The 24,135-nt window shown below is 70.3% G+C and carries 18 protein-coding genes and 1 pseudogene; 9 read left to right on the top strand and 10 right to left on the bottom strand.

What is annotated here, in order from left to right:
* Window positions 1-5: 5 nt before the first annotated feature.
* From AU195_RS06880 to AU195_RS06910, 7 genes are all read right to left on the bottom strand, one after another.
* On the bottom strand, window positions 6-1,355 hold the full coding sequence (locus AU195_RS06880) for a replication-associated recombination protein A (RefSeq protein WP_059158319.1): 1,350 nt from the start codon (window positions 1,353-1,355) through the stop codon (window positions 6-8).
* 17 nt (window positions 1,356-1,372) lie between these two features.
* Window positions 1,373-2,215, bottom strand: a complete 843-nt coding sequence (locus AU195_RS06885) for a DUF3097 domain-containing protein (protein ID WP_059158320.1) — start codon at window positions 2,213-2,215, stop codon at window positions 1,373-1,375.
* 61 nt (window positions 2,216-2,276) lie between these two features.
* Window positions 2,277-3,353 (bottom strand): zinc-binding metallopeptidase family protein, encoded by a 1,077-nt coding sequence (locus AU195_RS06890; protein ID WP_059158321.1) that lies wholly within the window; start codon window positions 3,351-3,353, stop codon window positions 2,277-2,279.
* On the bottom strand, window positions 3,353-4,270 hold the full coding sequence (locus AU195_RS06895; RefSeq protein WP_059158322.1) for a transglutaminase family protein: 918 nt from the start codon (window positions 4,268-4,270) through the stop codon (window positions 3,353-3,355). Before AU195_RS06895 ends, AU195_RS06890 begins: the two co-directional genes overlap by 1 nt.
* On the bottom strand, window positions 4,267-6,921 hold the full coding sequence (locus AU195_RS06900) for a circularly permuted type 2 ATP-grasp protein (protein WP_059158350.1): 2,655 nt from the start codon (window positions 6,919-6,921) through the stop codon (window positions 4,267-4,269). The genes AU195_RS06895 and AU195_RS06900 overlap by 4 nt, the downstream gene beginning before the upstream one ends.
* 92 nt (window positions 6,922-7,013) lie before the next feature.
* Window positions 7,014-7,943, bottom strand: coding sequence for a DUF389 domain-containing protein (locus AU195_RS06905; protein WP_059158323.1), 930 nt, complete (start codon window positions 7,941-7,943; stop codon window positions 7,014-7,016).
* A 30-nt stretch (window positions 7,944-7,973) separates the two neighbouring features.
* The gene (locus AU195_RS06910) at window positions 7,974-8,459 is read right to left on the bottom strand and encodes a winged helix-turn-helix transcriptional regulator (protein ID WP_059158324.1); all 486 of its coding nucleotides are present in this window, start codon (window positions 8,457-8,459) and stop codon (window positions 7,974-7,976) included.
* An 89-nt stretch (window positions 8,460-8,548) separates the two neighbouring features.
* Here AU195_RS06910 and AU195_RS06915 point away from each other — a divergent pair, with 89 nt between their 5' ends.
* Window positions 8,549-9,733: a thiolase family protein gene (locus tag AU195_RS06915; RefSeq protein ID WP_059158325.1), complete on the top strand. Its 1,185-nt coding sequence runs from the start codon at window positions 8,549-8,551 to the stop codon at window positions 9,731-9,733.
* 15 nt (window positions 9,734-9,748) lie between these two features.
* On the opposite strand, the pseudogene arr reads toward AU195_RS06915, so the two are convergent.
* Both arr and AU195_RS06925 read right to left on the bottom strand, forming a co-directional pair.
* Window positions 9,749-10,174: pseudogene (arr, locus tag AU195_RS06920) on the bottom strand (NAD(+)--rifampin ADP-ribosyltransferase).
* A 106-nt stretch (window positions 10,175-10,280) separates the two neighbouring features.
* The gene (locus AU195_RS06925; protein WP_059158326.1) at window positions 10,281-10,709 is read right to left on the bottom strand and encodes a nitroreductase family deazaflavin-dependent oxidoreductase; all 429 of its coding nucleotides are present in this window, start codon (window positions 10,707-10,709) and stop codon (window positions 10,281-10,283) included.
* A gap of 258 nt (window positions 10,710-10,967) precedes the next feature.
* Here AU195_RS06925 and AU195_RS06930 point away from each other — a divergent pair, with 258 nt between their 5' ends.
* The 8 genes from AU195_RS06930 to AU195_RS06965 are packed head-to-tail and all read left to right on the top strand — an operon-like array spanning window position 10,968 to window position 22,341.
* Window positions 10,968-15,272: an AAA family ATPase gene (locus tag AU195_RS06930; RefSeq protein WP_286149152.1), complete on the top strand. Its 4,305-nt coding sequence runs from the start codon at window positions 10,968-10,970 to the stop codon at window positions 15,270-15,272.
* Window positions 15,273-15,295: 23 nt separating this feature from the next.
* Window positions 15,296-16,078: a hypothetical protein gene (locus AU195_RS06935; RefSeq protein ID WP_059158327.1), complete on the top strand. Its 783-nt coding sequence runs from the start codon at window positions 15,296-15,298 to the stop codon at window positions 16,076-16,078.
* A complete protein-coding gene (locus tag AU195_RS06940) occupies window positions 16,075-17,238 on the top strand; it encodes a polyprenyl synthetase family protein (RefSeq protein WP_059158328.1) in 1,164 nt (387 codons plus the stop codon). The genes AU195_RS06935 and AU195_RS06940 overlap by 4 nt, the downstream gene beginning before the upstream one ends.
* Entirely contained in the window at window positions 17,235-17,693 is a 459-nt protein-coding gene (locus AU195_RS06945) for a hypothetical protein (RefSeq protein ID WP_059158329.1), read from the top strand. Before AU195_RS06940 ends, AU195_RS06945 begins: the two co-directional genes overlap by 4 nt.
* Entirely contained in the window at window positions 17,690-17,953 is a 264-nt protein-coding gene (locus tag AU195_RS06950) for a hypothetical protein (protein ID WP_059158330.1), read from the top strand. The genes AU195_RS06945 and AU195_RS06950 overlap by 4 nt, the downstream gene beginning before the upstream one ends.
* Window positions 17,950-18,972, top strand: coding sequence for a hypothetical protein (locus AU195_RS06955; protein WP_059158331.1), 1,023 nt, complete (start codon window positions 17,950-17,952; stop codon window positions 18,970-18,972). The genes AU195_RS06950 and AU195_RS06955 overlap by 4 nt, the downstream gene beginning before the upstream one ends.
* Window positions 18,965-19,369 carry a hypothetical protein gene (locus tag AU195_RS06960; protein ID WP_059158332.1) on the top strand — a complete coding sequence of 135 codons (405 nt, stop codon included), beginning with the start codon at window positions 18,965-18,967 and terminating at the stop codon, window positions 19,367-19,369. Before AU195_RS06955 ends, AU195_RS06960 begins: the two co-directional genes overlap by 8 nt.
* Window positions 19,366-22,341: an FAD-dependent oxidoreductase gene (locus AU195_RS06965; RefSeq protein ID WP_059158333.1), complete on the top strand. Its 2,976-nt coding sequence runs from the start codon at window positions 19,366-19,368 to the stop codon at window positions 22,339-22,341. Before AU195_RS06960 ends, AU195_RS06965 begins: the two co-directional genes overlap by 4 nt.
* Here AU195_RS06965 and aspS read toward each other — a convergent pair whose 3' ends face one another.
* Entirely contained in the window at window positions 22,342-24,114 is a 1,773-nt protein-coding gene (gene aspS / locus AU195_RS06970) for an aspartate--tRNA ligase (RefSeq protein ID WP_059158334.1), read from the bottom strand. It abuts the gene before it with no gap.
* Window positions 24,115-24,135 lie beyond the last annotated feature (21 nt).

The raw sequence follows: 24,135 nt of genomic DNA on the forward strand, positions 1-24,135 counted from the left end.
TTGGATCAGCGCCGCTTGCGGATGATGGCGCGCAATCGGTCGAGGCGGCCGCCGATCTCCCGTTCGGCGCCGCGCCCGGTGGGTCGGTAGTAGTCCACGCCCACCAGTTCATCGGGTGGATACTGTTGCGGCACAACCCCGTCCGGGTGGTCGTGGGCGTAGACGTAGCCGACGGCATTACCGAGCTCGGCCGCACCGGAGTAGTGGCCGTCGCGCAGGTGTGCGGGCACCTGACCGGCTTTGCCGCTGCGGACGTCGTTCATGGCCGCCCCGAGTGCCGTGGTGACCGCATTGGACTTCGCGGCGGTGGCCAGATGCACGGTCGCATGCGCCAACGTCAGTTGCGCCTCGGGCATCCCGATCAGCTGCACCGTCTGCGCGGCCGCGACCGCGGTGGGCAGGGCCGTCGGATCGGCCATGCCGATGTCCTCGCTGGCGAGGATCATCAGCCGGCGGGCGATGAACCGGGGGTCCTCCCCCGCCACCAGCATCCGCGCGAGGTAGTGCAGCGCGGCGTCGACGTCCGACCCGCGCACGGATTTGATGAACGCGCTGACGACGTCGTAGTGCTGGTCACCGTCGCGGTCGTAGCGCACGGCGGCCTTGTCCAGAGACTGTTCGACGATGTCGACGGACACCCGGCCGTCGGCCGCCGCGGCGGATTCGGCGGCGACCTCCAGCGCCGTCAGCGCCCGGCGCGCGTCGCCGGCCGAGAGCTGCACGATCAGGTCCACCGCCTCGTCGCTGACCTCCACGGTGCCGCCCAGCCCGCGCGGATCGGCGACCGCGCGGCGGACCACCGCGGCGATGCTGTCGGGTGTCAACGGCTGCAACTGCAGGATCAGCGAGCGCGACAGCAGCGGCGCCACCACCGAGAAGGACGGGTTCTCCGTCGTCGCCGCCACGAGCAGGACCACCCGGTTCTCGACCGCGGCCAGCAGCGCGTCCTGCTGGGTCTTGGAGAACCGGTGCACCTCGTCGATGAACAGGACGGTCTGCTGCCCGCGCAGGATGCCCTGGCGAGCGGTCTCGATGACGGCGCGCACCTCTTTGACCCCGGCCGACAGCGCCGACAGCGCCTCGAAGCGGCGGCCGGTCGCGTGCGAGATGAGCGAGGCCAGCGTGGTCTTCCCGGTGCCGGGCGGACCGTAGAGGATCACGGACGCGGCGCCGGAACCCTCGACCAGGCGGCGCAGCGGCGAATTGGGTTTGAGCAGGTGTTGCTGGCCGACCACCTCGTCGAGGCTCGCCGGACGCATCCGCACCGCCAGCGGCGCCGAGACCGGTACGCCGGCCGCCGAACCGGTCGGCGTGTCGGGTCCGTCAGCCGGCAGATCGAACAGCGAGTCGGACACGTCTCGTGCTTACCACGTCACGGCGACGGGGGCGCCGTGACGAAATCGATGAGTTCCTCGACGCGCCCGATGAGTTCGGGCTCCAGATCCGTCCAGTCCCGGACGCTGCCGCGGATGCGCTGCCACGCCCTGGCGATATCGGCCTGGGTGTCGTGCGGCCAGCCCAGCGCCGCGCACACACCATGCTTCCAGTCCACGCCGCGCGGCACCGTCGGCCACGCCGCCACACCGAGCCGGGCGGGTTTCACCGCCTGCCAGATGTCGATGTAGGGGTGGCCGACCACGAGCGTGTGCGCACCGTACGGCCCGCGGCCGACTGCCTCGGCGATACGGGATTCCTTCGAGCCGGTGACGAGGTGGTCCACGAGCACGCCGAGCCGGCGGCGGGGGCCTGGTCGGAACTCCTCGACGATCGCGGCCAGATCGTCGACGCCACCGAGATACTCGACCACCACACCCTCGATCCGCAGATCGTCACCCCAGACCTGTTCGACGAGTTCGGCGTCGTGCCGGCCTTCGACGTAGATGCGGCCGGCCAGCGCCACCTTCGCGCGGGCACCGGCCACCGCGACCGAACCCGAGGCGGTGCGCGCCGGTGCCGCGGGGGCACGGCGTGGCGCCGTCAGGATGACCGGCCGCCCGTCGAGCAGGAATCCGGGACCCAGCGCGAACGCCCGCACCGTGCCGTGGCGGTCCTCGAGTTCGACCCGCCCGGTCTCGACGCGCACGACGGCGCCGACGTAACCGGATTGCGCGTCCTCCACCACCATTCCCGGTTCCACGGGGTGTTCGGTGGAGCGCGCCCGCTTGGGCGCATGAGGGTTGCGGGCCAGCACGTCACGGCCGTAGCGATCGGTCACCGGGTGATCGTAGGGACGGGGACCGTGCCGGCGGCCGAACGCCGCCCCGCGTGTTGCCCGGCTATCCCTGCTGTTGCTGCTGGGAGGCGACGGAGCTGGCGAGTTTGGTCGGGTCCGCGGTCACCTCGTCGATGACGTTGTGGATGAAGCGCATCTTGTCGAGCACCGGTGGCGGCAGTACGAACGGGTAGAGGTCGTCGCGGCCCATCGACCGGTTCACCATGTTCAGCGCCCACGACAGCGGCAGCCACATCTCGATGATGGTGTCGAATCCGCTGGGGCCGAGCACCCGTCGTTCGAAGGTGGCGCCGGCCGGGGCGAACCCGAAGGCCGCGGCGGTGTCGAGCGTGTCGCGGATGTGCAGGTAGTGGGCGAAGGTCTCGGCCCAGTCCTCGGCCGGGTGCATGGTCGCGTACGAGGAGACGTAGTTCTCCTCCCAGCCCGCCGGGGCGCCCTCGCTGTAGTGGCGGTCCAGCGCCGCCTGATAGTCGAGGTCGGGGTCGCCGAACAGTTCGCCGAACCTCTCGCGGTAGTCGGGTGACGGGCCGACCAGGCGGTAGAAGTAGTAGTGCCCGATCTCGTGGCGGAAGTGGCCGAGCAGGGTCCGGTACGGTTCGTCCATCGCGACCCGCAGTTGTTCGCGGTGCACGTCGTCGCCTTCGGCGAGATCCAGGGTGATGACCCCGTTGGCGTGGCCGGTGAACACCTTCTCGTCCCTGCTGGAGAGCAGGTCGAAGGCCAGTCCGTAGTCCGGGTCCTCGTCACGGCCGACGATCGGCAGCTTGAGTTCGCGCAGTTCGGCGATCAGCCGGCGTTTGGCCCGCTCGGCGACGGCGAACGCCGCCAGCGCCTTGGCGTCGGCGTCGTTGGGCCGGGTGCGGGTCAGTGCGCAGGCCTCGCACAGCTGGGCGACCGGCCCCTTCTCCACGAGCCAGTTGCACTCCGCCAGGTGCATATTGGCGCACAACCGGTACTGCCGTGCCGATACCGCACCCGCGTGCTCGCTCTCCTTCGGCGGTGCGATCACCAGGAGTGCCATGTCGTCGAGCGAGAACCCCAGCGCGCTTCCGCAGTTGAGGCACAGGGAGTTCTCGAAGGCCAGCCGCTGACCGCAGTTGGGGCAGTTGAAGTCCCGCATCAGCGCACACCCCCGGTTGCGGACTCCACAGGCGCCACGTCGACCGACACCTCGATCTCGCTGCTGTCGGAGTCGGTGTAGATGATGCCGCGCAGCGGCGGGACGTCGGCGTAGTCGCGGCCGATGCCCACCACGATGTACCGCTCGTCCTCCATCTGGTCGTTGGTGGGATCCAGTCCGAGCCACTGGTTCTGCGGTGTCCACACCGAAGCCCAGGCATGCGTCGCATCGATGCCCACCATGCGTTCCTTTCCGGGAGGGGGATCGGTCGCCAGGTAACCCGAGACGTAGCTGGCGGCCAGACCGTTCGCGCGCAGGCAGGCGATCGCCAGCCGGGCGAAGTCCTGGCATACCCCTTCGCGCGCCGCCAAAACCTCGCTGACCTTGGTGGACACGGTGGTGGACCCGGACCGGTAGGTGAAGTCGCGGTGGATCCGCGAGGCGAGGTCGGCCAGCACCTCGATCAACGGCCGGCCCGGCGTGAAACTCGGTGCGGCGTAGTCACGTACGGCCGCGGTGATCTCCGGCGGCTGCAGGTCGAGCGTGAACTCGGTGGCCAGTGCGCCGTCGGCGCCGACCGGCCGGGCGATCTCCCACGGCGCCCTGGCCGATCCGCCCGCGTAGACGTTCTCCGGCGGCGGGTCCACGTCGACGACCGATCTGCTGACCACGCTCAACGTCCGATGGCGTTCGGTGACATGGAAATACGAGCTGACGTTGCCGTAGGTGTCGCGGCTGGTGGAGCTGTCGGCGGCCTCCGGGTCGATCAGCAGTTCGTGGGTCAGGCAGCGCTGGCGCGGCGAATCCCTCGGGGTGAGGAAGCCGCGGCCGTAGGAGCTGGTGACCACATCGGAGTAGCGGTACACCGTGCGGTGGGTCACCCGGTAGGTGCGGGTGCCCGCGGCCGCGTCGGTCACGGGACCAGCCGCCGTTCGGCGGGACCCCACAGCGGCTGCATGCCGCCCGGCAGCGACAGGTGCGTCGCGGTGATCACCCTCGACAGCGCGCGCAGGTCGCGGTGCACAACGTCGAGCAGCTCGGCCAGTTCGCTCCGGTGACCGTCGGCGGAGACGTCCTCGAGGTCGGCCGGATCGACGCGGCGCAACCGGGTGGTGAGGTCGTCGACGAGCCGCTCCGGACGCGACGAACCCGACGATCCCGGCAGTGCGCGCAATCCCTCCCGCAGCCGGTCGAACTGGTAGACCAGCGAGCGCGGATTCTCCGCGTCCAAGAGCAGAAGGTCGGCCACGGCGGCCACCCTGATCGTGCCCAGCATCCGGCGGCGGTAGATGACCGACGACTCGCACGCCACCAACGTCGATTCGGTGATCGTCTGCTCGGCGTCCGGGGTGCGTGCCTCGACGAGGGTGGCGCGCAGCAACGCGGTCAGCCCGAGGGCTCGCTCGATGCGCTTGCCGATGTCCATCATCGTCCAGCCGGCGTCGCGGATCATCGATTCGGCGGCGACCCCGGACAGTGCGAGCATCCCGGCCAGCGTCGCGCTGTGCGCCGACGCCAGGTAGGCATCACCTTCGGTCTTCGACTCCGGTGGCGCCGAGGAGGACCGGAGCACCGCACGCTCGACGGCCGCGAGCACCATCCAGGTGTCGTTCGACATCTGGTCGCGCACCGACCGGGCTGCCAGCCCGAGCCGTTCGACGGACTGGGCCAGGGAACCGGCGCGGTGCCGGTCGGCGGTGACCGCCCACAGCGTGGTCGGCGCGATCGCGATCATCTCGGGGTGATCGCCTTCGGCGCCGGTGTCGGTGCCGGTGAGCGCCCCGATCGCGGTGAGCAGCACCGGGACGCAGGCGCTGCCGTCCATCTCCTGTCGGTACCGGTATTCGTGGTAACGCTCGCGGGTGACGTTGAGCAGCCGGGCGGTGTACTCGGCGCGTTCGGCGTACCGGCCCAGCCAGAACAGGTCCGACAGCACACGCGGAGAGCTGATCTCGTAGGTGCGGCCCGGGGTGGTCGGTGCCGGGGGTGCGACGACGACCGGTTCGACCGGCACCGCGCGCTCGGCGGTGACGCGGGCCGGGGTCCGGATCCAGATGTCCTTGGCCGCAATACTGTTCAACGTGTATGCGGAGCTGCCCGGCGCCAGGAGGTAGCCCAGGCCGCCCACCATCGGCGCGTACCCGCCGCGCTGCGCGACGGTGAACAACCGCATGCCGACACCGGCCGCCGACAGTCCGCCCCTGCGGTGAACGGTGGGCGCCGAGGAGAACTGCGGCAGTTCCCGGCCGACCCACTGCCAGGGGGCCGCGTCGATCCGCGCGACCAGGTCGTCGCGCTGACGTCGCGACAGCGCAGGCCCGACGATCGTGTCGCCGCCCGTGACCGGGGTGAGCAACAACGACCCGGCCTTGCCGAGCAGGTGTGAGCGTTCCAGGTCGATACCGCCCCAGTAGACCGGCGCGGTGGCGAGGAGCGGCGTCTCACCGAGCAGTTCCTCGGCGAGTTCGGGCAGGAAGCGCAGCAGCGCGGGGCTCTCGAGGATGCCGCTGCCGAGGGTGTTGACCACCGTCACCGTGCCGCGCCGCAGCGCCTCGACCAGACCGACCACCCCGAGCCGGGAGTCGGCACGCAGGTCGAGCGGGTCGGCGTAGTCCGCGTCCACCCGGCGCAGCACGACGTCGACGCGTTTGAGGGTGCCGAGCGATCGCATCCACAGCTTGCCGTCGCGCACCACCAGATCCGCGCTCTCCACCAGCGGGAAGCCGAGCACGCTTGCGAGATACGCCTGGTCGAAGGCGGTCTCGGAGTGGATGCCCGGGCTGAGCACCACGACGACCGGGTCCTCGGCCGATTCCGGCGCCGCATCGATCAGCGCCAGCCGCAGCGCCTGGGCCCACGGTGACGCCGGCCGCGGCCCGAGCTGTTCGTAGAGTTCGGGAACGGCGTGGGCCACCACGCGGCGGTCCGCCAGGGCGTAACCGGCGCCGGACGGCGCCTGGGTCCAGTCGGCGTTGACGTGGAACGAGCCGCCGGCGGTGCGGCTGACGTCGCATCCGTGCAGGAAGAGCTGATGGCGGCCGGGGATCTCGATGCCGCGCGCCGCGCGGAGGTAGCCGGGGTGGCCGAAGACCAGCTGGGGCGGCAGCACCCCGCTGGTGATCGACCGCTGCGGGCCGTACAGGTCGGTCAGCACCGCGTCGAGCAGTCGGGACCGTTGCACCAGACCGGATTCCAGCCGGTTCCAGTCGTCGGCGGAAATCACCAGCGGCAAGCCGTCGAGGCGCCACGGACCGGGTACGGCGTCGTCGTCGGTTACCGCGTCACCGTGCTGGTCGACGTGGATGTAGGTGATGCCGTCGTTGTCGACCAGGCTGCGCACGACCGCCCGCAACTGGTCCAGCCCGCCGCGGCCGCGCTCGACCACACACTGCGCCAGCTCCCGCCACGCGGGCCTGATCTCCCCCGCCGCGTCGACGAACTCGTCGTATCCGGAACCGGCGCCGCCCCGCACGTCGAACAGCGCCTGCTGGGCGCGGGCGGCGCGGTACTCGGCGAGCACGCCGTCGACATCGGCGGGCCCGGACGAACCCTCGGCAGGCAGGACCATCACCGCAGCACGGTACGCACCCGACGCAGAGCCGGGGGTGTCCATCCGCTGATCCCATCACATGGTGCGGGGGGCCGCACGCCCCGTGGCGTTCAGGTCTGCGCGACGCGCGGGATGAGCGTGCCCTTCGGCCGCAGCTTCAGGACGAGCACGCCGGCCACCACGATGCCGACCAGGTTCACCAGCAGTTGCAGCGCCGACTTGCCCGCGACGTCCCACTGCCCGACGGTCGCCGCGACGACGGCGAACCCCGCCGCGGTCACGGTGTAGACCGAGATGAACACGCCGACCAGACCGGTGGCCTTCGCCGACACCAGCGACAGCATGCCCGCCGCACCGGCCAGCAGCGCCACGATGAACGAGATCGGGCCGACCTTGAAGATGAAGTCGACCTCGTCGACGTTCGCGACCGCCTCCACCGTCAACCAGCCCATCGCCTCGGCCGCCATGGTGCACACCGCGGTGACCCCCATCGCGACGGGGAACCCGACGATCAGGGCCAGGGCCGCGCGCCGCGCGAGAGTGGCCCTGCGCTGCACCAGCGCGACGGCCAGCGCCGCAAGGGGGCCGAACTCCGGACCCAGCACCATGGCGCCGACGACGGTGACCGTGGAGTCGGTGACCACACCGATCGCGGTGAGCAGACAGGCCAGTGTGAGGAACATCAGGAAGGTGACGCTCAGGGTGGCTTCTTCCCTTGTGCGCCCGATCAATTCGTCCCAGATCACCGCGTCGGCGGGATCTCCGTCGGCCTCGTCCTCGGCGCGATGCGCCCGCGTCGACAGCACGGTGTCGAGGATTTCCAGGGTGATGGCGCCGCGATGGTGCACGTCGAGATCCTTGAGGTGCTTGATGACGTCGTTGGCGCATTCGCGCGCGATGTCCGCGGTGATCTCGTCACCGGCCGGATCCAGGGAGACGCCGGGATACAGCAGGATGTTCGCCACGCCGACTTCGCGGCGCAGCACGTCGAGCACCGGATCCCGCAGATCCTCCGGTGCGACGACCCGCAGATGCAGCACGGGCCGACAGTAGCGCCCACCCGGGTGGCGTCAGGGCGTGTTCGGCCGACTGCGTCTGATCAGGCTCATACCGAGTTCGTCGGCGGGCACCTCGTGGCCTGCCGCGCAGCGGATCTCCACGGTCGCCTCCTCGCCGCAGCCGAGGTGGGTCAACCGCAGCCTGCTGTCGTCGATGTGACGCCTGCCCCACTCGAACAGCGCCCACACCACCGGCATGAAGTCACGACCGGCGTCGGTCAGCACGTATTCGTCGCGGCGCCGCTGACCGGGTTCCTGATAGGGCCTGCGCTCGAGCAGGCCGGCGTCGACCAGTTCGGCCAGCCGCGCCGCGGCGGCGGCCTTGGTCACGCCCACCCGTCGCCAGAAATCCTCGAACCGGGTGGTGCCGTAGAACGCCTCGCGCATGAGCAGCATCGTCGTCTTGGTGCCCAGCAGCGCCATCGTCTTCTCGATCGGGCACTGCCCCACCGCCGACCAGGCGTCGCGATCGGCCAACGGCCCCTGCAGCACGGCCACGGAATCATCCCCATCTCTGAGTTGTTCTCACTATACCTAGGTGGTAGACACATCTAGGTAGCCGTAACCATACTCAGAGGAGAGCAGTCATGAGCGGATTCACCGGGCGCGACGCCGTCATCGTCGGGGCGGTCCGGACGCCGATCGGCAAGGGCAAACCGGGTGGCGCGTTGCACGGGGTGCTGCCCGCCGACCTGCTCGCCCACAGCCTGCGCGAACTGATCGTCCGTACCGGCGTCGACCCTGCGCAGATCGACGACGTCATCGCCGGCGCGGTCACCCAGGTCGGCGACCAGGCCGTCAACATCGCCCGCAACGCGCTTCTGGGCGCGGGCTTTCCGGAGTCGGTTCCCGGCACCACCGTCGACCGCCAGTGCGGCAGCAGCCAGCAGGCCATCAGTTTCGCGGCCCAGGGCGTGGTCTCGGGCGCCTACGACATCGTGATCGCCGCCGGTGTCGAGTCGATGAGCCGTGTCCCGATGGGTTCGGCGGTGCTGCCGGGCAGCCACCCCTTCGGCGACGACTTCGCCCGTCGCTACCCTGACGGGCTTGTGCCGCAGGGCATCTCGGCGGAACTGATCACCGCGAAGTGGGGGCTCTCGCGCGCCCAGCTCGACGAGTTCTCGGCGAGCAGCCACGAGAAGGCCGCCACCGCGACCAAGGCGGGGCTGTTCGACCAGGAGCTGGCCCCGATCGCCGGGCTCGCCACCGACGAGATCATCCGTCCCGGCACCAGTGCGGAGACCCTGGCCGGGCTCAAGCCGGCCTTCTACCACCCGGCCTACGAGGAGCGCTTCCCTGCGATCGGCTGGGAGATCACCGCGGGCAACTCGTCACCGCTGTCCGACGGCAGCGCCGCGGTGATGATCACCACGACCGAGGTCGCCACCCGGCTCGGGCTGCGCCCGCTGGCACGTATCCACACCGCGACCGCCGTCGGCTCGGATCCGCTCTACATGCTGACCGGGGTCATTCCGGCCACCGAGAAGGTGCTCACGCGCGCCGGCCTGGCGCTGTCGGACATCGACCTGTTCGAGGTGAACGAGGCCTTCGCGCCGGTGGTGCTGGCCTGGGCCCGCGACACCGGGGCGGACCTCGCCAAGACCAACGTCAACGGCGGCGCGATCGCGATCGGACATCCGCTCGGCGCCAGCGGCGTGCGGATCATGACCACGCTGGTCAACGCGCTCGAACAGCGCGGCGGCCGCTACGGGCTCCAGACGATGTGCGAGGCGGGCGGCATGGCCAACGCCACGATCGTCGAACGCCTCTAGCGGAAGCACCCGGAGTCAGTCGTAGATGACGGCGAGCCCCTTGCGCTGCATCTCGGCAAGCCCGTCCCGCATGGCCTGGAGCTGTTCGGGCGGATGCCCCCCACCCAGTCCGTCAGCTCGCCGACGACGGTGACGGGTTCACGGGTCCGGTACACGAGCGGGTCGGGTTGCCGGGGAAACTTCTTGTCCGTCACGTTCGGGTCGTCCTCCAGCTCGCCCTCGGGTTCCACGAGGTAGATGCGGGGCCGGCCCGCACCCTTGGCGAGTTCGGCGCCCCACACCGCCGCGTCGAGGGTCTGCGTCACGTACACGTGGTTCGACACGCGCCCGTCCTCGAAATTCGACGGGGCGCCCCGGCACCAACCGGTCGCCCACCGCGAGGTCGGCCCTGGTGCCGTGCAGGTACGCACCCGACTCGTGGATCTCGAAAGGTTTGAGCACGACAACCCCCGTCCGTAGTAGCTGGACGGCGATTGTGCAGCAGGTCAGGGGCCTTGCCGCAAGCCCCCACCCCGGCCGTAAAGTGAGAGTGGGACGACGCCGGGTCTCAGACCCGGGTGAGTTCGAACAGCGGGATCACGCGGTCGGTGTTCGCCTGATACTCACCGAACGTGGGCGCCATCTCGACGATCCTGGAGTACACGGAGTCGCGTTCCTCGCGCGGCAGTTCCCGCACCGCGACGTCGTAGGCCTCGGTCCCGACCTCGATGTGGGCCCTCGGGTTCTTCCGCAGGTTGTGCACCCACGCCGGATCCTTGGGCGCTCCGGCGTACGACCCGACGATGAGCATCTTGCCGTCGAGGGTCAGGTATGCCAGCGGCGACAACCTCGGTTCGCCGGACTTGGCGCCGACGGTGTGCAGGAGCAGCAGCGTGGCACCCTCGAACGGGCCGCCCACCACACCGTCGTTGTTCCGGAACTCCTCGACGATGGCCTTGTTGAAGTCGTTGAGCGAAGCTGAGTCAGGTCGGGTCATGCCGTGACCAGCGTCATACCGTCCCCGACTTATTCCCGCGGCGCGGCCGGTTAGCTGGCGTGGCCGACACTGATTGACAGCGCAAATACGCGCATCCCCTGTTCCGTGTCCCGGCTGCGTGCTGACGAGCCGGTCAATACGATGATGACCTGCCCTGTTCAGCGGAGGACGGAACATGTGCATCACCTGGCGAACCCCGTGGCGCGCCGGCTGGCAAACGCCGCGCGCGACGGCGTGCCGGGTGCCGTGACGGCTCCCCTGCTCGATCTCGACGGCCGCGTGGTGGGCCGCGGCCCCCTGCTCGCCGAACTGCGCTCGGAGGTGGAGGCCGCCGAACGCGAGGGCGGCGGGTGCGTCCTGCTCAGCGGAGCGCCGGGCGTGGGCAAGTCAACCCTCGTCCAGGCGTTCGGCGCGGAGCTCACCGAGCACGGCTGCGTCTTCGCCTACGGTCGGTGCCGCGACGGCCAACCCGCGCCGTACGCGGCGCTGGCCGACGGCCTCGGCGCGATCGTGCGCTTCATGGAGGCCACGGCCCCACCCGAGCGCGACAGGTGGCGCGCCGAACTGACCTCCGGGATGTCGGCGCTGTCGGGCGTCCTCGGCGACCTCGTGCCCGACGTGGCCCGGGTCCTCGGCGAGACCGCGAAGGTCGCCGACCTCCACGCCGCCGAGGCCCGCAGCCGGCTGCACCGCGCCGCGATCCGCCTGATCTCCGACACGGCGTCGTTCCGGCCGGTGGCCCTGGCGATCGACGATCTGCAGTGGGCGGACCGGGATTCCCTGCTCCTGCTGTCGGAACTGTTGACGACGTCGCTTCGCAACGTCCTGGTCCTGGGCACGCACCGGGCCGGGACGTTCGACCCGGCCGGGGCCGGGCTCGCCTCGGCGCGGATGCGCACCCTCGAACTCGCACCGCTGACCCGCGAAGACCTCGAGGAACTGCTGGCCGGGGTGTGCGGCCGGGGGCTGGAACTGGGTGATGTCGCAGCCGAGTTCCACCACCGCACCGGCGGCAATCCGCTGCAGGTGCGGCAACTCCTGCACCGCGCTCAGCGTGACGGCGCACTGACCACCTCCGAAGCGAGCAGTCGATCCTGTTGGGATCTGCGGGTTCTCGCCTCCATCGAGGTGACCGCGACGACGGCGGAATTCCTCGGCCACCTCCTCGGCCAACTGCGCCCGATCGACCGCGCGGTGCTGGGTTCGCTGTCGTGCTTCGGCGGGGAGTTCGACCTCGACGACGCGACGGCGGCGGCGGGACGTCCGGCGGACGTGGTGGCCCACGCGCTCTGGTCGGCGCTCGAACTCCGCCTGCTCGAGGCCGTCGACGGCGGGGGCCGCCGCATCGCCAACGCGATCAGTCGCGACGCGCGATACCGCTTCAGCCATGACCGGGTGGCCGAGGCGGCGCGGGTGGGCCTGTCCGCCGAGGACAAACGGCAGATCCACCTGCGGATCGGCCGGCGACTGATGCGCCAGGGCGACGACCGGCTGTTCGAAGCGGCGCGACACCTCGGCATAGGCGGTCACGGTGTCGCCGACGAGCAGGAGCGCCTAGCGTTCGTCGACGTACTGCAGCGAGCGGCACGAAAAGCCAAGGCGCAGACGTCCTTTCCGCTGGCTCTCGAATGCTGTCGCAACGCGCTGGACCTTCTCGGCGACGACCGCTGGGCCGCGCATTTCGCCCTCGCGCGGCAGCTGCACCTCGACGGCGCGAACGCCGCTCTGCTCGTCGGTGATGCGATCCGGCTGCATGCGCTGCTCGACGAAGCCGAGGTGATGCTGGTCGAGCCGGCCGACCGCGCGCGGCTCGCGTACCTCCGTCTGAAGGGCTGCGTAGCGCAGAACCGGTTGCAGGAGGCGCTGGAGACCGGACTGCGTGCCCTCGACGAACTCGGTGCACCCCTGCCCGCCGCCGCGGGCAAACCCCGCATGGCCGCGGCGGTGCTGCGGATGAAACTCACGATGAGCCGCTGGCCCGACGAACGGCTCCTGGCGCTCCCCCACTGTGAGGACCGCTGCGTCATCGAGACGCAGCGGATCCTCACCGAACTGCGCAGCCTGTCCTACATCGTCGCGCCCAACCTCTTCCCGTTGATCGTGCGCAGACAACTCGACCTGACCCTGGCCCATGGCCACACCTCGAGCTCACCGCTCGTTCTGGTGAGCTTCGGTCTGCTGCTGGTGATGACCGGCGACCGCGCAGGCAGTCAGCGGTTCGGAGAGGTGAGTATGCGCCTCGCCGACCGCGACGAGTTCCTCGAGGCGCGCCCCCAGACGGTGTTCATGTGCCTGAATTTCATCCGGCACTGGCGTCACCCGCTGCGCGACGGTCTGAGCCGGCTCCGCGACGCCGTCACCGAGGCGCTCGACCAGGGTGATCACGAATACGCGGGTTTCCTGGCGGCCGCGCTGCTCTCCCAGTCGTTCTGGATCGGCAGGCCGCTGACGGAGATCGACGCGCTGGCGCGCTCACTGATCCCCGAGATCCGTTCCCAACCGGTGCCCAGCGCGCTGTGCCAGGCCGTCCAGCAGATCTGCCTGAACCTGATGGGCCGCAGCGGTGACCCGTTCCTGCTCGCGGGCGAGAGCGGCTACGACGAGCGCGAGGCGCTGGCCGCGGCCCGGCGCGAGGGCGACGAGGTGGCGCTGAGCACCGTCGCCACGATGAAACTGGGCCTGTACTTCTGGTGCGCGGATTACGCCGGCGCCGCCGACGCCGCCGGCGAAACCCTCGCGCACGCGGGCGGTATGGCGGGCACGGCCATCTTCCAGCTCGATCACCTGATCGCGGCGCTGAGCATGATCCACGCCGCCCCCGGTGACCGTGCGACCCGCCAGTGCGTGCACCGGGCCCTGGAGCTGCACCGCAAATGGGCCGTCGATGCGCCGGCCAACTATGCGGCACCCTGCGAGTTGCTCGAGGGGGTGTGGGCGCGGGCGGGCGGACATCACCGCAAGGCGGAACTGCACCTCGAGCGCGCGATGACGCTCGCGGACCGCCATCAGCTGCCGTTGATCGCGGCGCTCGCCCATGAAGAAGCCGCCACCCACTACACCGACGTCGGGCGGCGCTCCCTCGCCGAGCACCTGCTGCGCACCGCGCACCAGCGATGGCTGCGCCAGGGCATGACGCTGCGCGCCACCAAGCTCGCCCGCACCCATCCCTGGCTGCTGAGTCGCGAACTGGTCCCGGCGGAGTCCGACGGCGTCGACCCCTCCGCGGCACACCACGTGATGCGCGCGTTGTCGGGGGCTCGTACAGCCGATCGCCTCGCGACCGTCGTTCTCGGGACGGTCGCCGACCTCACCGACGCAGGCCGGATCCTGCTGCTCACCGGCGAGGGCGAGGGACTCGCGGTGCGCGCCGTCCGCGAGGGTGACACCACCGAGATCGTCGACGGGCCGTGGACGGAGGTCCGTTACGACAGGAGCGTCGTCCGCCGCGCGACGGACAGTGGCGCGCCGCTACGGGTCCCGTCTGACGCCGCCCGCCGGGTCAGCGCCGTCCTGGCCACCCCGATCCTGGTGCAGGACAGGGTGATCGGCATCGTCTACGCCGAACATCGGGAACCGGGCCACGATTTCACCCCGGTCCAGCAGGAGGCCGTCGCGTTCGTCTGCGATCAGGCCGCCGCGCCCCTGTGGAACTTCCAGCTCGAACAGCGTCTGCGAGCCGCCGACGAACACCGACGCTCGCTGATCGACGTGCAGTCCAAGTTCGTGCCGAACGAACTGCTGCGCATCCTCGACATCGACGACCTGCGCCGCGTCCGCAGCGGATACCGCGTCGAGCGGACGATGACGGTGCTCATCTCCGACATCCGTGGCTACACCACGATGCTCGAGGACATGAGCGTCTCCGAGGCGAGCAATCTCGCCATGGGGTTCATGCGGGCCGTCGAGGTGCCGATCATCTCGTGCAACGGCATGATCCAGGACGTCCGTGGTGACGAGATCGTCGCGGTCTTCGACTCCGACCCGGACAGCGCGGTGCGCGCGGGCCTGGCGATGCTGCGCTCGCTGCGGGACCACAACCAGGATCGGGTGGCGCACGGGTCCGAGGAACTGCGGGTCGGCATCGGAATCAACACCGGCGTCGTGGGTGTCGGGCTCGTCGGCGGGGTGAACCGCATGGTGTTGACCATCATCGGCGATGCGGTGAATCTGGCGGCGCGCATCGAGAGCACCAACAAACGCTACGGTTCGGCGCTGCTCGTCTCCGACGCCACGTGCGCCCGCTTGACCGACCCAAGCCAGTTCGACATCCGCCGGATGGAGCGCGTGATGGTGGTCAACCGGCGCAGGCCGGTGACGATCTCCGAGGTCTACGACGACGACCCGGCACCGCTGCGTGAGGCCAAACGCCGGGCCCAGCCCGCGTTCGACCGCGCCTTCGCGCTGTTCGACGCCGGCCGCACCGACGAGGCGCGCGCGGCCTTCGAGCACTGCCGCGATCTGCTGCCCGGCGACCCGATCGCACCGCTGCACCTGACCCACTGCGATGCGGTGACCCACGGGGAGATGTCCCCCGGCCAGGACATCGTGCTCATCCACAAGTAGGACAACAAGAGGGGGAAACGCACATGCATGTGAGCGCCGATCGGTTGAACCTGTCCGACAACGCCATTCAGCGGACCTTCGAGCAGACCTGCGTCGCCTGGCAGGCGATCCCGCACTGGGACATCGGCGATCCCGGTGCCACGAGGGTGCGCAGCGACACGGTGAACCCGCCCGGTTCCCCGACGTCGCTGAAGTTCACCGACCGCGAGAAGCCGTCCGATCTCGCTCTGGCCCAGATCGCCGCCCCGACACCGGACTCGATGATCGCGACTGCGGTGGCCGCCGCCACCGCGCTCGCCACAGACGTCGACGCCACGGTCATCACCGCACTTCTCACCGACCCGATCGACGACCTCGAACTCGCCGGGACCGACCCGCAGAACATCATGAAGACGCTCATCGCCGGCCGGGCGAAACTCGAGGACGGCGGCTTTCGGGCCCCGTCGTGCCTGCTCACCAACACCAAGGGATACCAGGACCTCAGCGCCTTCAGCGGCAGCTACCCGGTGACGGATCTGGTACTGGCCGCCGCCAACGTCAACTCGCTGCACCGGTGCTCCCAATTGGACCTGGTGGCGGGGAAAGCCGCGATGGTCATGCTCGGCAGGCGACAGCGGATCGCGCACGGCGCCGCCGCAGAGGCGTCATGCGGTGAGGAGCCCGTGGATCTCGCGGTCAGGGTGATGCCCAGCCTCGAAGTCATCGGCGCGAAGGCGGCCGCCGAAATCGAGGCCGTGGTGCGGATCTCGTTCGCCACCCGGGTCACCGACAACACCGGCGTGGTCACCTTGCACGAGGGACCATGACGTCGACCGTCTCCGACCGCCACGTCGTGGTGCACCCGCTCGAGGACTACCTCGCGCTGTGCAAGGAGTCCTGCGACCGTGAGATCGAGCGGTTGTACGGGTCCGACGAACGCGGGACGGGCTTCGCCGCGCTGCTGCTCGACTACCCCCGCCGGGGCGGCAAGGCGCTGCGGCCCGCGCTGAGCATCGCGGTCTGCCTCGGCCTCGGCGGACACCTGGACGCGGTGCTGCCGACCGCGGCGACCCTGGAGCTTTACCACAACGCCTTTCTCATCCACGATGACATCGAGGACGAATCCTGGTGGCGCCGCGGCAAACCCACGATGCACATCGACCACGGCGTCCCGATCGCGGTCAATGTCGGTGACGCCATGCTCTCGATGTCGCTGCAACCGCTGCTGGACAACGTCGAACGCATCGGGCTCGGACCGGCCCTGCGCATCCTGCGGGCCGTCGCCCACATGACCCGGAAAACCGTGGAAGGCCAGGCGATCGAGCTCGAGTGGGTGCGGTCCAACGCGTGGCGCCTGGACGACGCCGACTACCTCGAGATGGTCGAGCTGAAGACGAGTTGGTACTCCTTCATCACACCCCTGCAGGCGGGCGCGATCGCCGCCGGCTCCGAACCGGACCGGCTGGCGGCACTGGAGGCGCTCGGGCGGCACCTCGGGGCGGCCTTCCAGATCACCGACGACCTGCTGAATCTGCGCGCGGACCCGCAGGAGTACGGCAAGGAGATCGGCGGCGACCTGTGGGAGGGCAAACGCACGCTGATGCTGCTGCACACCCTGCGTTCGGCCCAACCCGATGACCGCAGGCGCGCCCTGGAGATCCTGGGCAGGCGGCGTCCGGCCACCGACACCGAGACGGGACTCGCCGGCCTGCTCGACAAGCTGACCGCCCGCGGGGACCTGTCCCCGGCGGGGCGGGCCGAGATCGCGGCCCGGTTCCACACCGCGCAGACCAAGAACCTGGACGACATCCAGTGGTTGTACGACCTGATGCACCATGTCGGATCACTGCGGCATGCCCGTGAGGTGGCCGCGCGACACGCACGCCACGCCGCGGCCGTACTCGCCGGTCTCGACTGGCTGCCACCCAGCCGCCACCGGGAAGCACTGACCCAGCTCGTCGATTACGTGCACGGGCGGACCCGATGACCCCCGAGACCCTGGTCCGGCTGCTCGCCGAACTCGAGCGGATCCGCACCCTCACCCTGGATCTGGTCGAGAAGAGCACGCCCGCACTGCAACCCGCCCCACCCGACGACGCCGGCGAACCCGCCCGCGCGGTGTTCGACCTGCTCCTCGGGGCGCGCCGCGCGGTTCTCGGCAACCCCGCAGCCGCCCGCGAGGTGCACGACCTGCTCGTCGCGGAGGGCCGGCGCTACGCGGACACACCGGCCGGAGCGCGACTGCGCGACGGGCTCGTCGCCTCCGAGGCGGTCGAGAACCTGCGCCGCATCTGGGAGACGGTCAGCCTCAACGTTCTCGACGGGCCCGCCGGCGCCGACGGCGTACCGGACGCGTGGGCCGATCTGCTCGCGGACGCGGTCATCGGGCACGGCCTCGACGATGCGCTCCTGGCCCCCCTGCGCCCGGAGGGATTCGCATGACGCTCACCGACCCGCGCCGGGCGCTGGCAGAACAGAGCAGCTTCATCGGCTATCTGACGGGCCTGGCCGGCGCCGCCCACGTCGTCCGCGCCCTGACCGACGGACCCCGCGCCCAGAGTTGCTCTCCGGCAGACGACTTCGTCTACGGTCTGCTCGGACTGGCGAGCCTCGGGCGCAGCATCGAGCACCTCGCCGTGCCCGTGCACCCATCCGCGCGGAACACACCGCACACCCCGGAACAGATCCGGTGGCTCCGATGACCGCGGCGCTCACCGTCAGCGACTTCCTCCGCACCCCCGTACACGCCGCCGCGCGCCCCGAGGGATTCAAAGAATGGCACCACTTCGTCGTCCACGGACCCGATCTGCGGCTGTTGGTGAACTTCAGCCTCACCGACCAGACGTCGCCGACGAGGGGTGCACGGCTCGCGCCGCGGGTGATCGTGATCGCGCACGACCGCCGGTGGACCGGCGCCGTCGAGCGGTTCGACGCCTCCGACCTGGACGTCTCGTCCGACCTCGGCGCGCTGTCGCTCGGCGGCAACCGCCTCACCGTGCGCCCTGACGGTTACGACGTGACCATCGACCTGCCCGCGCACGGCATGCACGGCGAACTGCGCCTGACATCGGTGAGCAGGCCGTTCGTCGTCAACAACCAGCCGGTGGGCGACGGCACGATGTGCTGGTTGTTCGTGCCGCGGCTGCGCGCCGACGGATGGCTGCGGATCGGCGACCGCGACCACCGCGTCCTCGCCGCGCCGGCCTACCACGACCACAACTGGGGCCGGTTCCGGTGGGGAGGCGACTTCGGCTGGACGTGGGGAACACTGCTGCCGACGGACGCCGATGATCCGTGGTCGTTCGTCTTCCTGCAGATGACCGACCGGGCGCGGCTGCGCTGCCTGTCCCAGGCGCTGTACGTGTGGCACCGCGACGAACCCGCGGCGATCTTCCGGCATGGCGCGCTCGGCACGCACCACCACGGCATCCTCGACCGCGGCCCGGACTGCACCCTGCCGCCTGCCATGCGGTTACTCCTCGACGGGCGGTCACCCGGGGTACCGGAACGTGTCGACATCACCGCGGACCGGGCCGGCGACACGGTGCACGCCGAGTTCCGCCCACACTCCTTCGTACGGCTGGCGCAACCGAGCGAGGTCCGCCTCGACGGTGCGACCGTCCTGTGTGAGACGAGCGGCACCGCCCACGTGACCGGATCGGTCGGCGGTGCGGACTTCGACGTCGTCGGCGCCGGTGTATTCGAGTTCCTCCATGGCTGAACGCATCTCGTCTCTGTTGCGCCGCTCCGTCGACCACCTCGCCGACGAGGTGCCCGACAGCTACCGGCTGCTGCTCGACAGGCTCGGCCCGCTGGTCGTGGAACTCGACGTCGACGGGGAACGGTTCACGATGCACGGCGGGAACCGGCTCGAGGTGTCAGACGGTCCGGCGCGTCAACCGGGTGCCTGGGTGAACACGTCGCGGACCGCCATTCTCGACCTGATCGACGCCCGGACCGGACTCGACGAAGCCGTCGAGGCAGGCGCCGTCCGCGTCCGAGGCGCCCTGGCGGACGTGCTGCGCGCGCATGACACCCTGCTGGCCTACGTGCACGCCGCGGTCCGGGCGCCGTCGCAGCCCGCCTTGCTGGCCGAACTGCGTACTGGGGCACCGTGACCGGGCACATTCCGACTCCGGCCTCCTGCCGACGGCGCCGCACGGTCGCCGTGCTCGGCGGTGGCGTCGCGGGTCTGACCGCGGCGCATGAACTCGCCGACCGCGGTTTCGACGTCACGGTCTACGAGCCGCGCGGTGACGAACGCACCGGGCTGGGCCCCGAACCGCCGGCGTGCTACCCGCCGGTGAAGCTCGGCGGTCTTGCGGCGTCGCAGTACTCGACGGCGGGCACCCACGATGGCAGCAACGCCGAACTGAGGCCGTTCCCCGGCCGGCCCGGGGTGCCCCGTGACCCAGGACGCGCCGTCGCGGGGGAACACGGGTTCCGCTTCTTCCCGGCGTACTACCTGCACATCTGGGATCTGTTCCAGCGCATCCCGGTTCATGACCGCGTCGAGCTGCCCGGTGGCGACATCCGTTTCCTGCCGACCTCCCGCACCGTCCTCGACAACGTCCGCCGAGTCGTCACCCAGGGCACCACTGTGGAAGGCAAACCGTCGCTGGTGTTCCCGCGCGAAGCCCCCCGCAGCCTCGCCGAGTTCCTCGGCACCGTGAACCAACTGAGAGAACTGGGTTTCACCGGTGGCGACGTGGCGACGTTCATGGGCAGGCTGCTGCGCTACCTGGTCACCAGCCCACGCCGACGGGCCGAGGAACTGCAGAACATCTCGGCCTACGACTTCTTCGTCGGACGAGACCGCGCCGGAGGCGCCGCGCGGTTCTCCTACACGCCGCAGTTCGACGTGGTGCTGCGAGAGATGCCCAAGGTGCTCGCGGCGTTCGACTCGAACTGGGGTGACGCCCGCACCAACCTCACCACATACCTGCAACTCCAGTTGCGGATGGACCGCCGCGACAACAAGGCCGACGGGGTGCTCAACGGTCCGACCACCGAGGCGTGGTTCGACCACTGGTACCGCCACCTCACCTCGCTCGGTGTGCGTTTCGTCCAGGCGGCCGCCGACCGGATCGACGCCTCGCCTGTCGAGCCGGGTGTGCCGCCGCACCGCAGGGCGCGGGTTCGCCTCACGTTGGCCGACGGGACGCGGCTGACTCCCGACTACGTCGTCGTCGCCGTCGACGCCCCCGAAGCCGAGCGCATCACCGCACCCCTGCGGACCGGAGCCTCCGGCGGGACCGTCTCGCAACTGGAGGGTTTCACCACGTCGATCCCACCGGCGACCGGCCCCCTCGAACCCGCGGCGACCCGTCCCGCGGGCAGCCGCAATCCCTACGCGCTGGCCGAGATGGGCCGAGTGCCGTGGGACCGGTTCCAGACTCTCGGGGGCATCCAGTACTTCTTCGACACCGAATTCCAGCTGCTGCGCGGACACATGTACTACTCCGGCAGCGAATGGGCGCTGTCGTCGATCAATCAGCACGGCATGTGGGAGCGGAGACCGACCCTGGCCCGCGACGGCCATGTCTCCGTCTTGTCCGTCGACATCGGCGATTTCAACGCCCCGTCGGAGCATCTCGTCGACGCGGCGGGCCGGCCCAAGGCCGCGCGCGACTGCACGGCCGACGAGATCGCCGCCGAGGTGTGGCGGCAGATCGTCACGGCGCTGACCAACAACGTGCAGAGCCCGCCGAAGTCGCTCCTGCCGACACCGGCCTGGTACGCGCTCGACCGGGGACTGATCATGGCCGACGGGCCGGGACAGGGTACGGGCCCACCGGTGCTCAACGAAACGCCTTATCTCGTCCCGATCATCGGCGACTGGGAGAACCGTCCGGGCGGTGACCCGTGGAATCCGCACGGCACCTCCTACGTCGGGGTGCCGCCCGAGGACACCTGGCTCGAGGACCTCGAGCGGCGCAACGTGTGGCAGGCCCGCCACGGCGGCTATCAGGTGCACAACAACTCGCTCGTCTTCGCCGGCACGTGGGCCAAGACGTTCACCAGGATGACGTCGATGGAAGCGGCGTGCGAATCCGGACGGCACGCGGTCAACGCGATCCTCGATCACTACATCTGGGTGGAGTCGGACGGCCACGATCGGCGCGACGAGACGACGCTCAAATGGCTCTTCCCCTACGGGTTCCTCGACCAGGGCCAGTCGACCCCGATCCGGATGCCCACGCCGGCCGGTGACTACTGCTATGTCTTCGACATCGAGAACCGGGAGCCGCCCGACACCCGCGCGCTGCGCGTCCTCGATTCGCGCTTCTCCGAGCGGTCGCTGCCACATCCGCTCGACGCACTCGTCGCACCCACAGGAGGTAGTCCGATGACCACACCGCCGTTCGACCTGAACCAGCAGCTGCTCGCCTACCTGCAGGCGTGGCGACAACTCCTCGAGCAGTGGACGGCCTTGGCCGCTTCGCTACCCGGCGTGGGTTCTCCGTACCCGATGCCCGCACCGCCGGGCGCCCCGGGCGGAGCCGCGGCGCCCGCACCGGCCGACTACACCCAGCAGCTGTTCGGCTCCCTGCAGGCCTGGCGCGAGCATTTGGAGCGCGCTGCGGGCGCGACGGCGCAGGCCGCCCCACAACAGTCGGGCGGCCACCAACCGGAGGGCGGGCAGGCGACCACTCAGGCGTCGTCGTCCGGACCGAAGGAACCGCCCGAGTACGAATACCGGCCGCCCGCAGACTATTGGGGCTCGGCGCACCCCCCCACCCAGCAGGGCGCGCAGATGCAGAAGGTCATCAGGCCACCCGAGAACGACTGGGGCACCGTGGGTCTGCCGTTCCGCGACCTCGTCGGCGGGCTGGATGTCGGACGGGCGCCGCAGGGTCCGATGCCGCCACCCGACCGCTGGAGCAGTGCGATCGACCGGTTCCGCCCCGGTGCCGGCCCGTTCGCCGAACGGCCGGCGGGGCCGGTGGACTCCCCCGCCGCTCGTGGCGCGCGCTCGGCCTACCGCGACGCGACCGCACCGGCGGATCCGGGCGCGGCCGCGCAGGTCGCCCCGAAATCGTTGTACCGCAGCCTGATCGAGCAGCGCGATGTGCGCGGCGGCGGCTGACTAGTCGCTGTCCTTCTTCGGCTTGGCGTCGATGCCCGACTCTTTGCGCTGCTGCGGGGTGATCGGCGCGGGCGCACCGGTCAGCGGGTCGGCGCCGCCACCGGACTTCGGGAACGCGATCACCTCGCGGATGGAGTCCATCCCGGCCAGCAGGGCGGTGATGCGGTCCCAGCCGAAGGCGATACCGCCGTGCGGTGGGGCACCGAACGTGAACGCGTCCAACAGGAATCCGAACTTCTCCTGCGCCTCGTCGTGCTCGATCCCCATCATCGCGAACACCCGCTCCTGGAGGTCGCGGCGGTGGATACGGATCGAACCGCCGCCGATCTCGTTGCCGTTGCAGACGATGTCGTAGGCGTCGGCCAGGGCGCTGCCGGGGTCGGTGTCGAAATCGTCGTGCGATTGCGGCTGCGGTGCGGTGAACGCGTGGTGGACCGCGGTCCACGCACCGGATCCCACCGCGACGTCGCCGGCGGCAGCGGCGTCCTCCGCCATCTCGAACAGCGGCCAGTCGACCACCCAGGTGAACGCCCACGCGTTCGGGTCGATCATGTCGAGCCGCTTGGCGATCTCGATGCGCGCCGCACCGAGCAGCGCGCGCGACGCCTTCGCGCCACCCGCAGCGAAGAAGATGCAGTCACCCGGGTCGGCGCCGACGTGGGCGGCCAGGCCGTCGCGTTCGGCGTCGGTGAGGTTCTTGGCGACGGGCCCGCCCAGCGTGCCGTCGTCACCGACCAGCACGTAGGCCAGTCCCTTGGCGCCGCGCTGTTTGGCCCACTCCTGCCAGCCGTCGAGAGTGCGGCGCGGCTGCGACGCCCCGCCGGGCATCACGACCGCGCCGACGTACGGTGCCTGGAAGACTCGGAACGTGGTGTCGGCGAAGAACTCCTTGCACTCGACGAGTTCGAGGCCGAAACGCAGATCCGGTTTGTCCGAGCCGAACCGGCGCATCGCCTCGGCGTGGGTGATGCGCGGCAGCGGGGTGGGCAGGTCGTGGCCGATCAGCGCCCAGAGCGCCTCGAGGATCTCCTCCGACACCGCGATCACGTCGTCGGCGTCGACGAAGCTCATCTCCATGTCGAGCTGGGTGAATTCGGGCTGGCGGTCGGCGCGGAAGTCCTCGTCGCGGTAGCACCGCGCGATCTGGTAGTACCGCTCCATGCCCGCGACCATGAGCAGCTGTTTGAACAGCTGCGGACTCTGCGGCAGCGCGTAGAACGAACCGGGCTGCAGACGCGCGGGCACCAGGAAGTCGCGCGCGCCCTCCGGGGTCGACCGCGTCATGGTCGGGGTCTCGATCTCGACGAAGTCGTGGCGCGCCAGCACCTCCCGTGCGGCGGCGTTCACCTTCGACCGCAACCGGATCGCGTTGCCGGGACCTTCGCGGCGCAGATCGAGGTAGCGGTACTTCAGCCGGGCTTCCTCGCCCGCCTCGTCGTCCAGCTGGAACGGCAGCGGGGCGCTCTCCCCGAGCACCGTCAGCGAGGTGGCGTTCACCTCGATGCCGCCGGTCGGGATCTCGGGGTTCTCGTTGCCCTCCGGACGCACCTCCACGACACCCTGGACCGCCACGCAGAACTCGGCGCGCAACCGGTGGGCCGCCTCGAGCACCGCACCCTCGCGGAACACCACCTGGGACACCCCGGAGGCGTCGCGCAGGTCGATGAAGATGACACCACCGTGATCGCGCCGACGAGCCACCCAGCCGGCCAGCGTCACGTTCTGACCGGCATCGGCGGGTCGCAGCGATCCGGCGGCATGACTGCGCAGCACAAAGAACTCCTGAGGGAGGGG

This window comes from Mycobacterium sp. IS-1496 (assembly GCF_001499995.1).
In the GTDB taxonomy this organism is placed as follows: Bacteria; Actinomycetota; Actinomycetes; order Mycobacteriales; family Mycobacteriaceae; genus Mycobacterium.

Bases quoted from the DNA above. Each gene is read 5' to 3' on its own strand.
- AU195_RS06890 (WP_059158321.1), bottom strand. From the start codon at position 3,353: ATGCGGGACTTCAACTGCCCCAACTGCGGTCAGCGGCTGGCCTTCGAG.
- AU195_RS06900 (WP_059158350.1), bottom strand. From the start codon at position 6,921: ATGGTCCTGCCTGCCGAGGGTTCGTCCGGGCCCGCCGATGTCGACGGC.
- AU195_RS06915 (WP_059158325.1), top strand. From the start codon at position 8,549: ATGAGCGGATTCACCGGGCGCGACGCCGTCATCGTCGGGGCGGTCCGG.
- AU195_RS06925 (WP_059158326.1), bottom strand. From the start codon at position 10,709: ATGACCCGACCTGACTCAGCTTCGCTCAACGACTTCAACAAGGCCATC.
- AU195_RS06935 (WP_059158327.1), top strand. From the start codon at position 15,296: ATGCATGTGAGCGCCGATCGGTTGAACCTGTCCGACAACGCCATTCAG.
- AU195_RS06940 (WP_059158328.1), top strand. From the start codon at position 16,075: ATGACGTCGACCGTCTCCGACCGCCACGTCGTGGTGCACCCGCTCGAG.
- AU195_RS06945 (WP_059158329.1), top strand. From the start codon at position 17,235: ATGACCCCCGAGACCCTGGTCCGGCTGCTCGCCGAACTCGAGCGGATC.
- AU195_RS06950 (WP_059158330.1), top strand. From the start codon at position 17,690: ATGACGCTCACCGACCCGCGCCGGGCGCTGGCAGAACAGAGCAGCTTC.
- AU195_RS06955 (WP_059158331.1), top strand. From the start codon at position 17,950: ATGACCGCGGCGCTCACCGTCAGCGACTTCCTCCGCACCCCCGTACAC.
- AU195_RS06960 (WP_059158332.1), top strand. From the start codon at position 18,965: ATGGCTGAACGCATCTCGTCTCTGTTGCGCCGCTCCGTCGACCACCTC.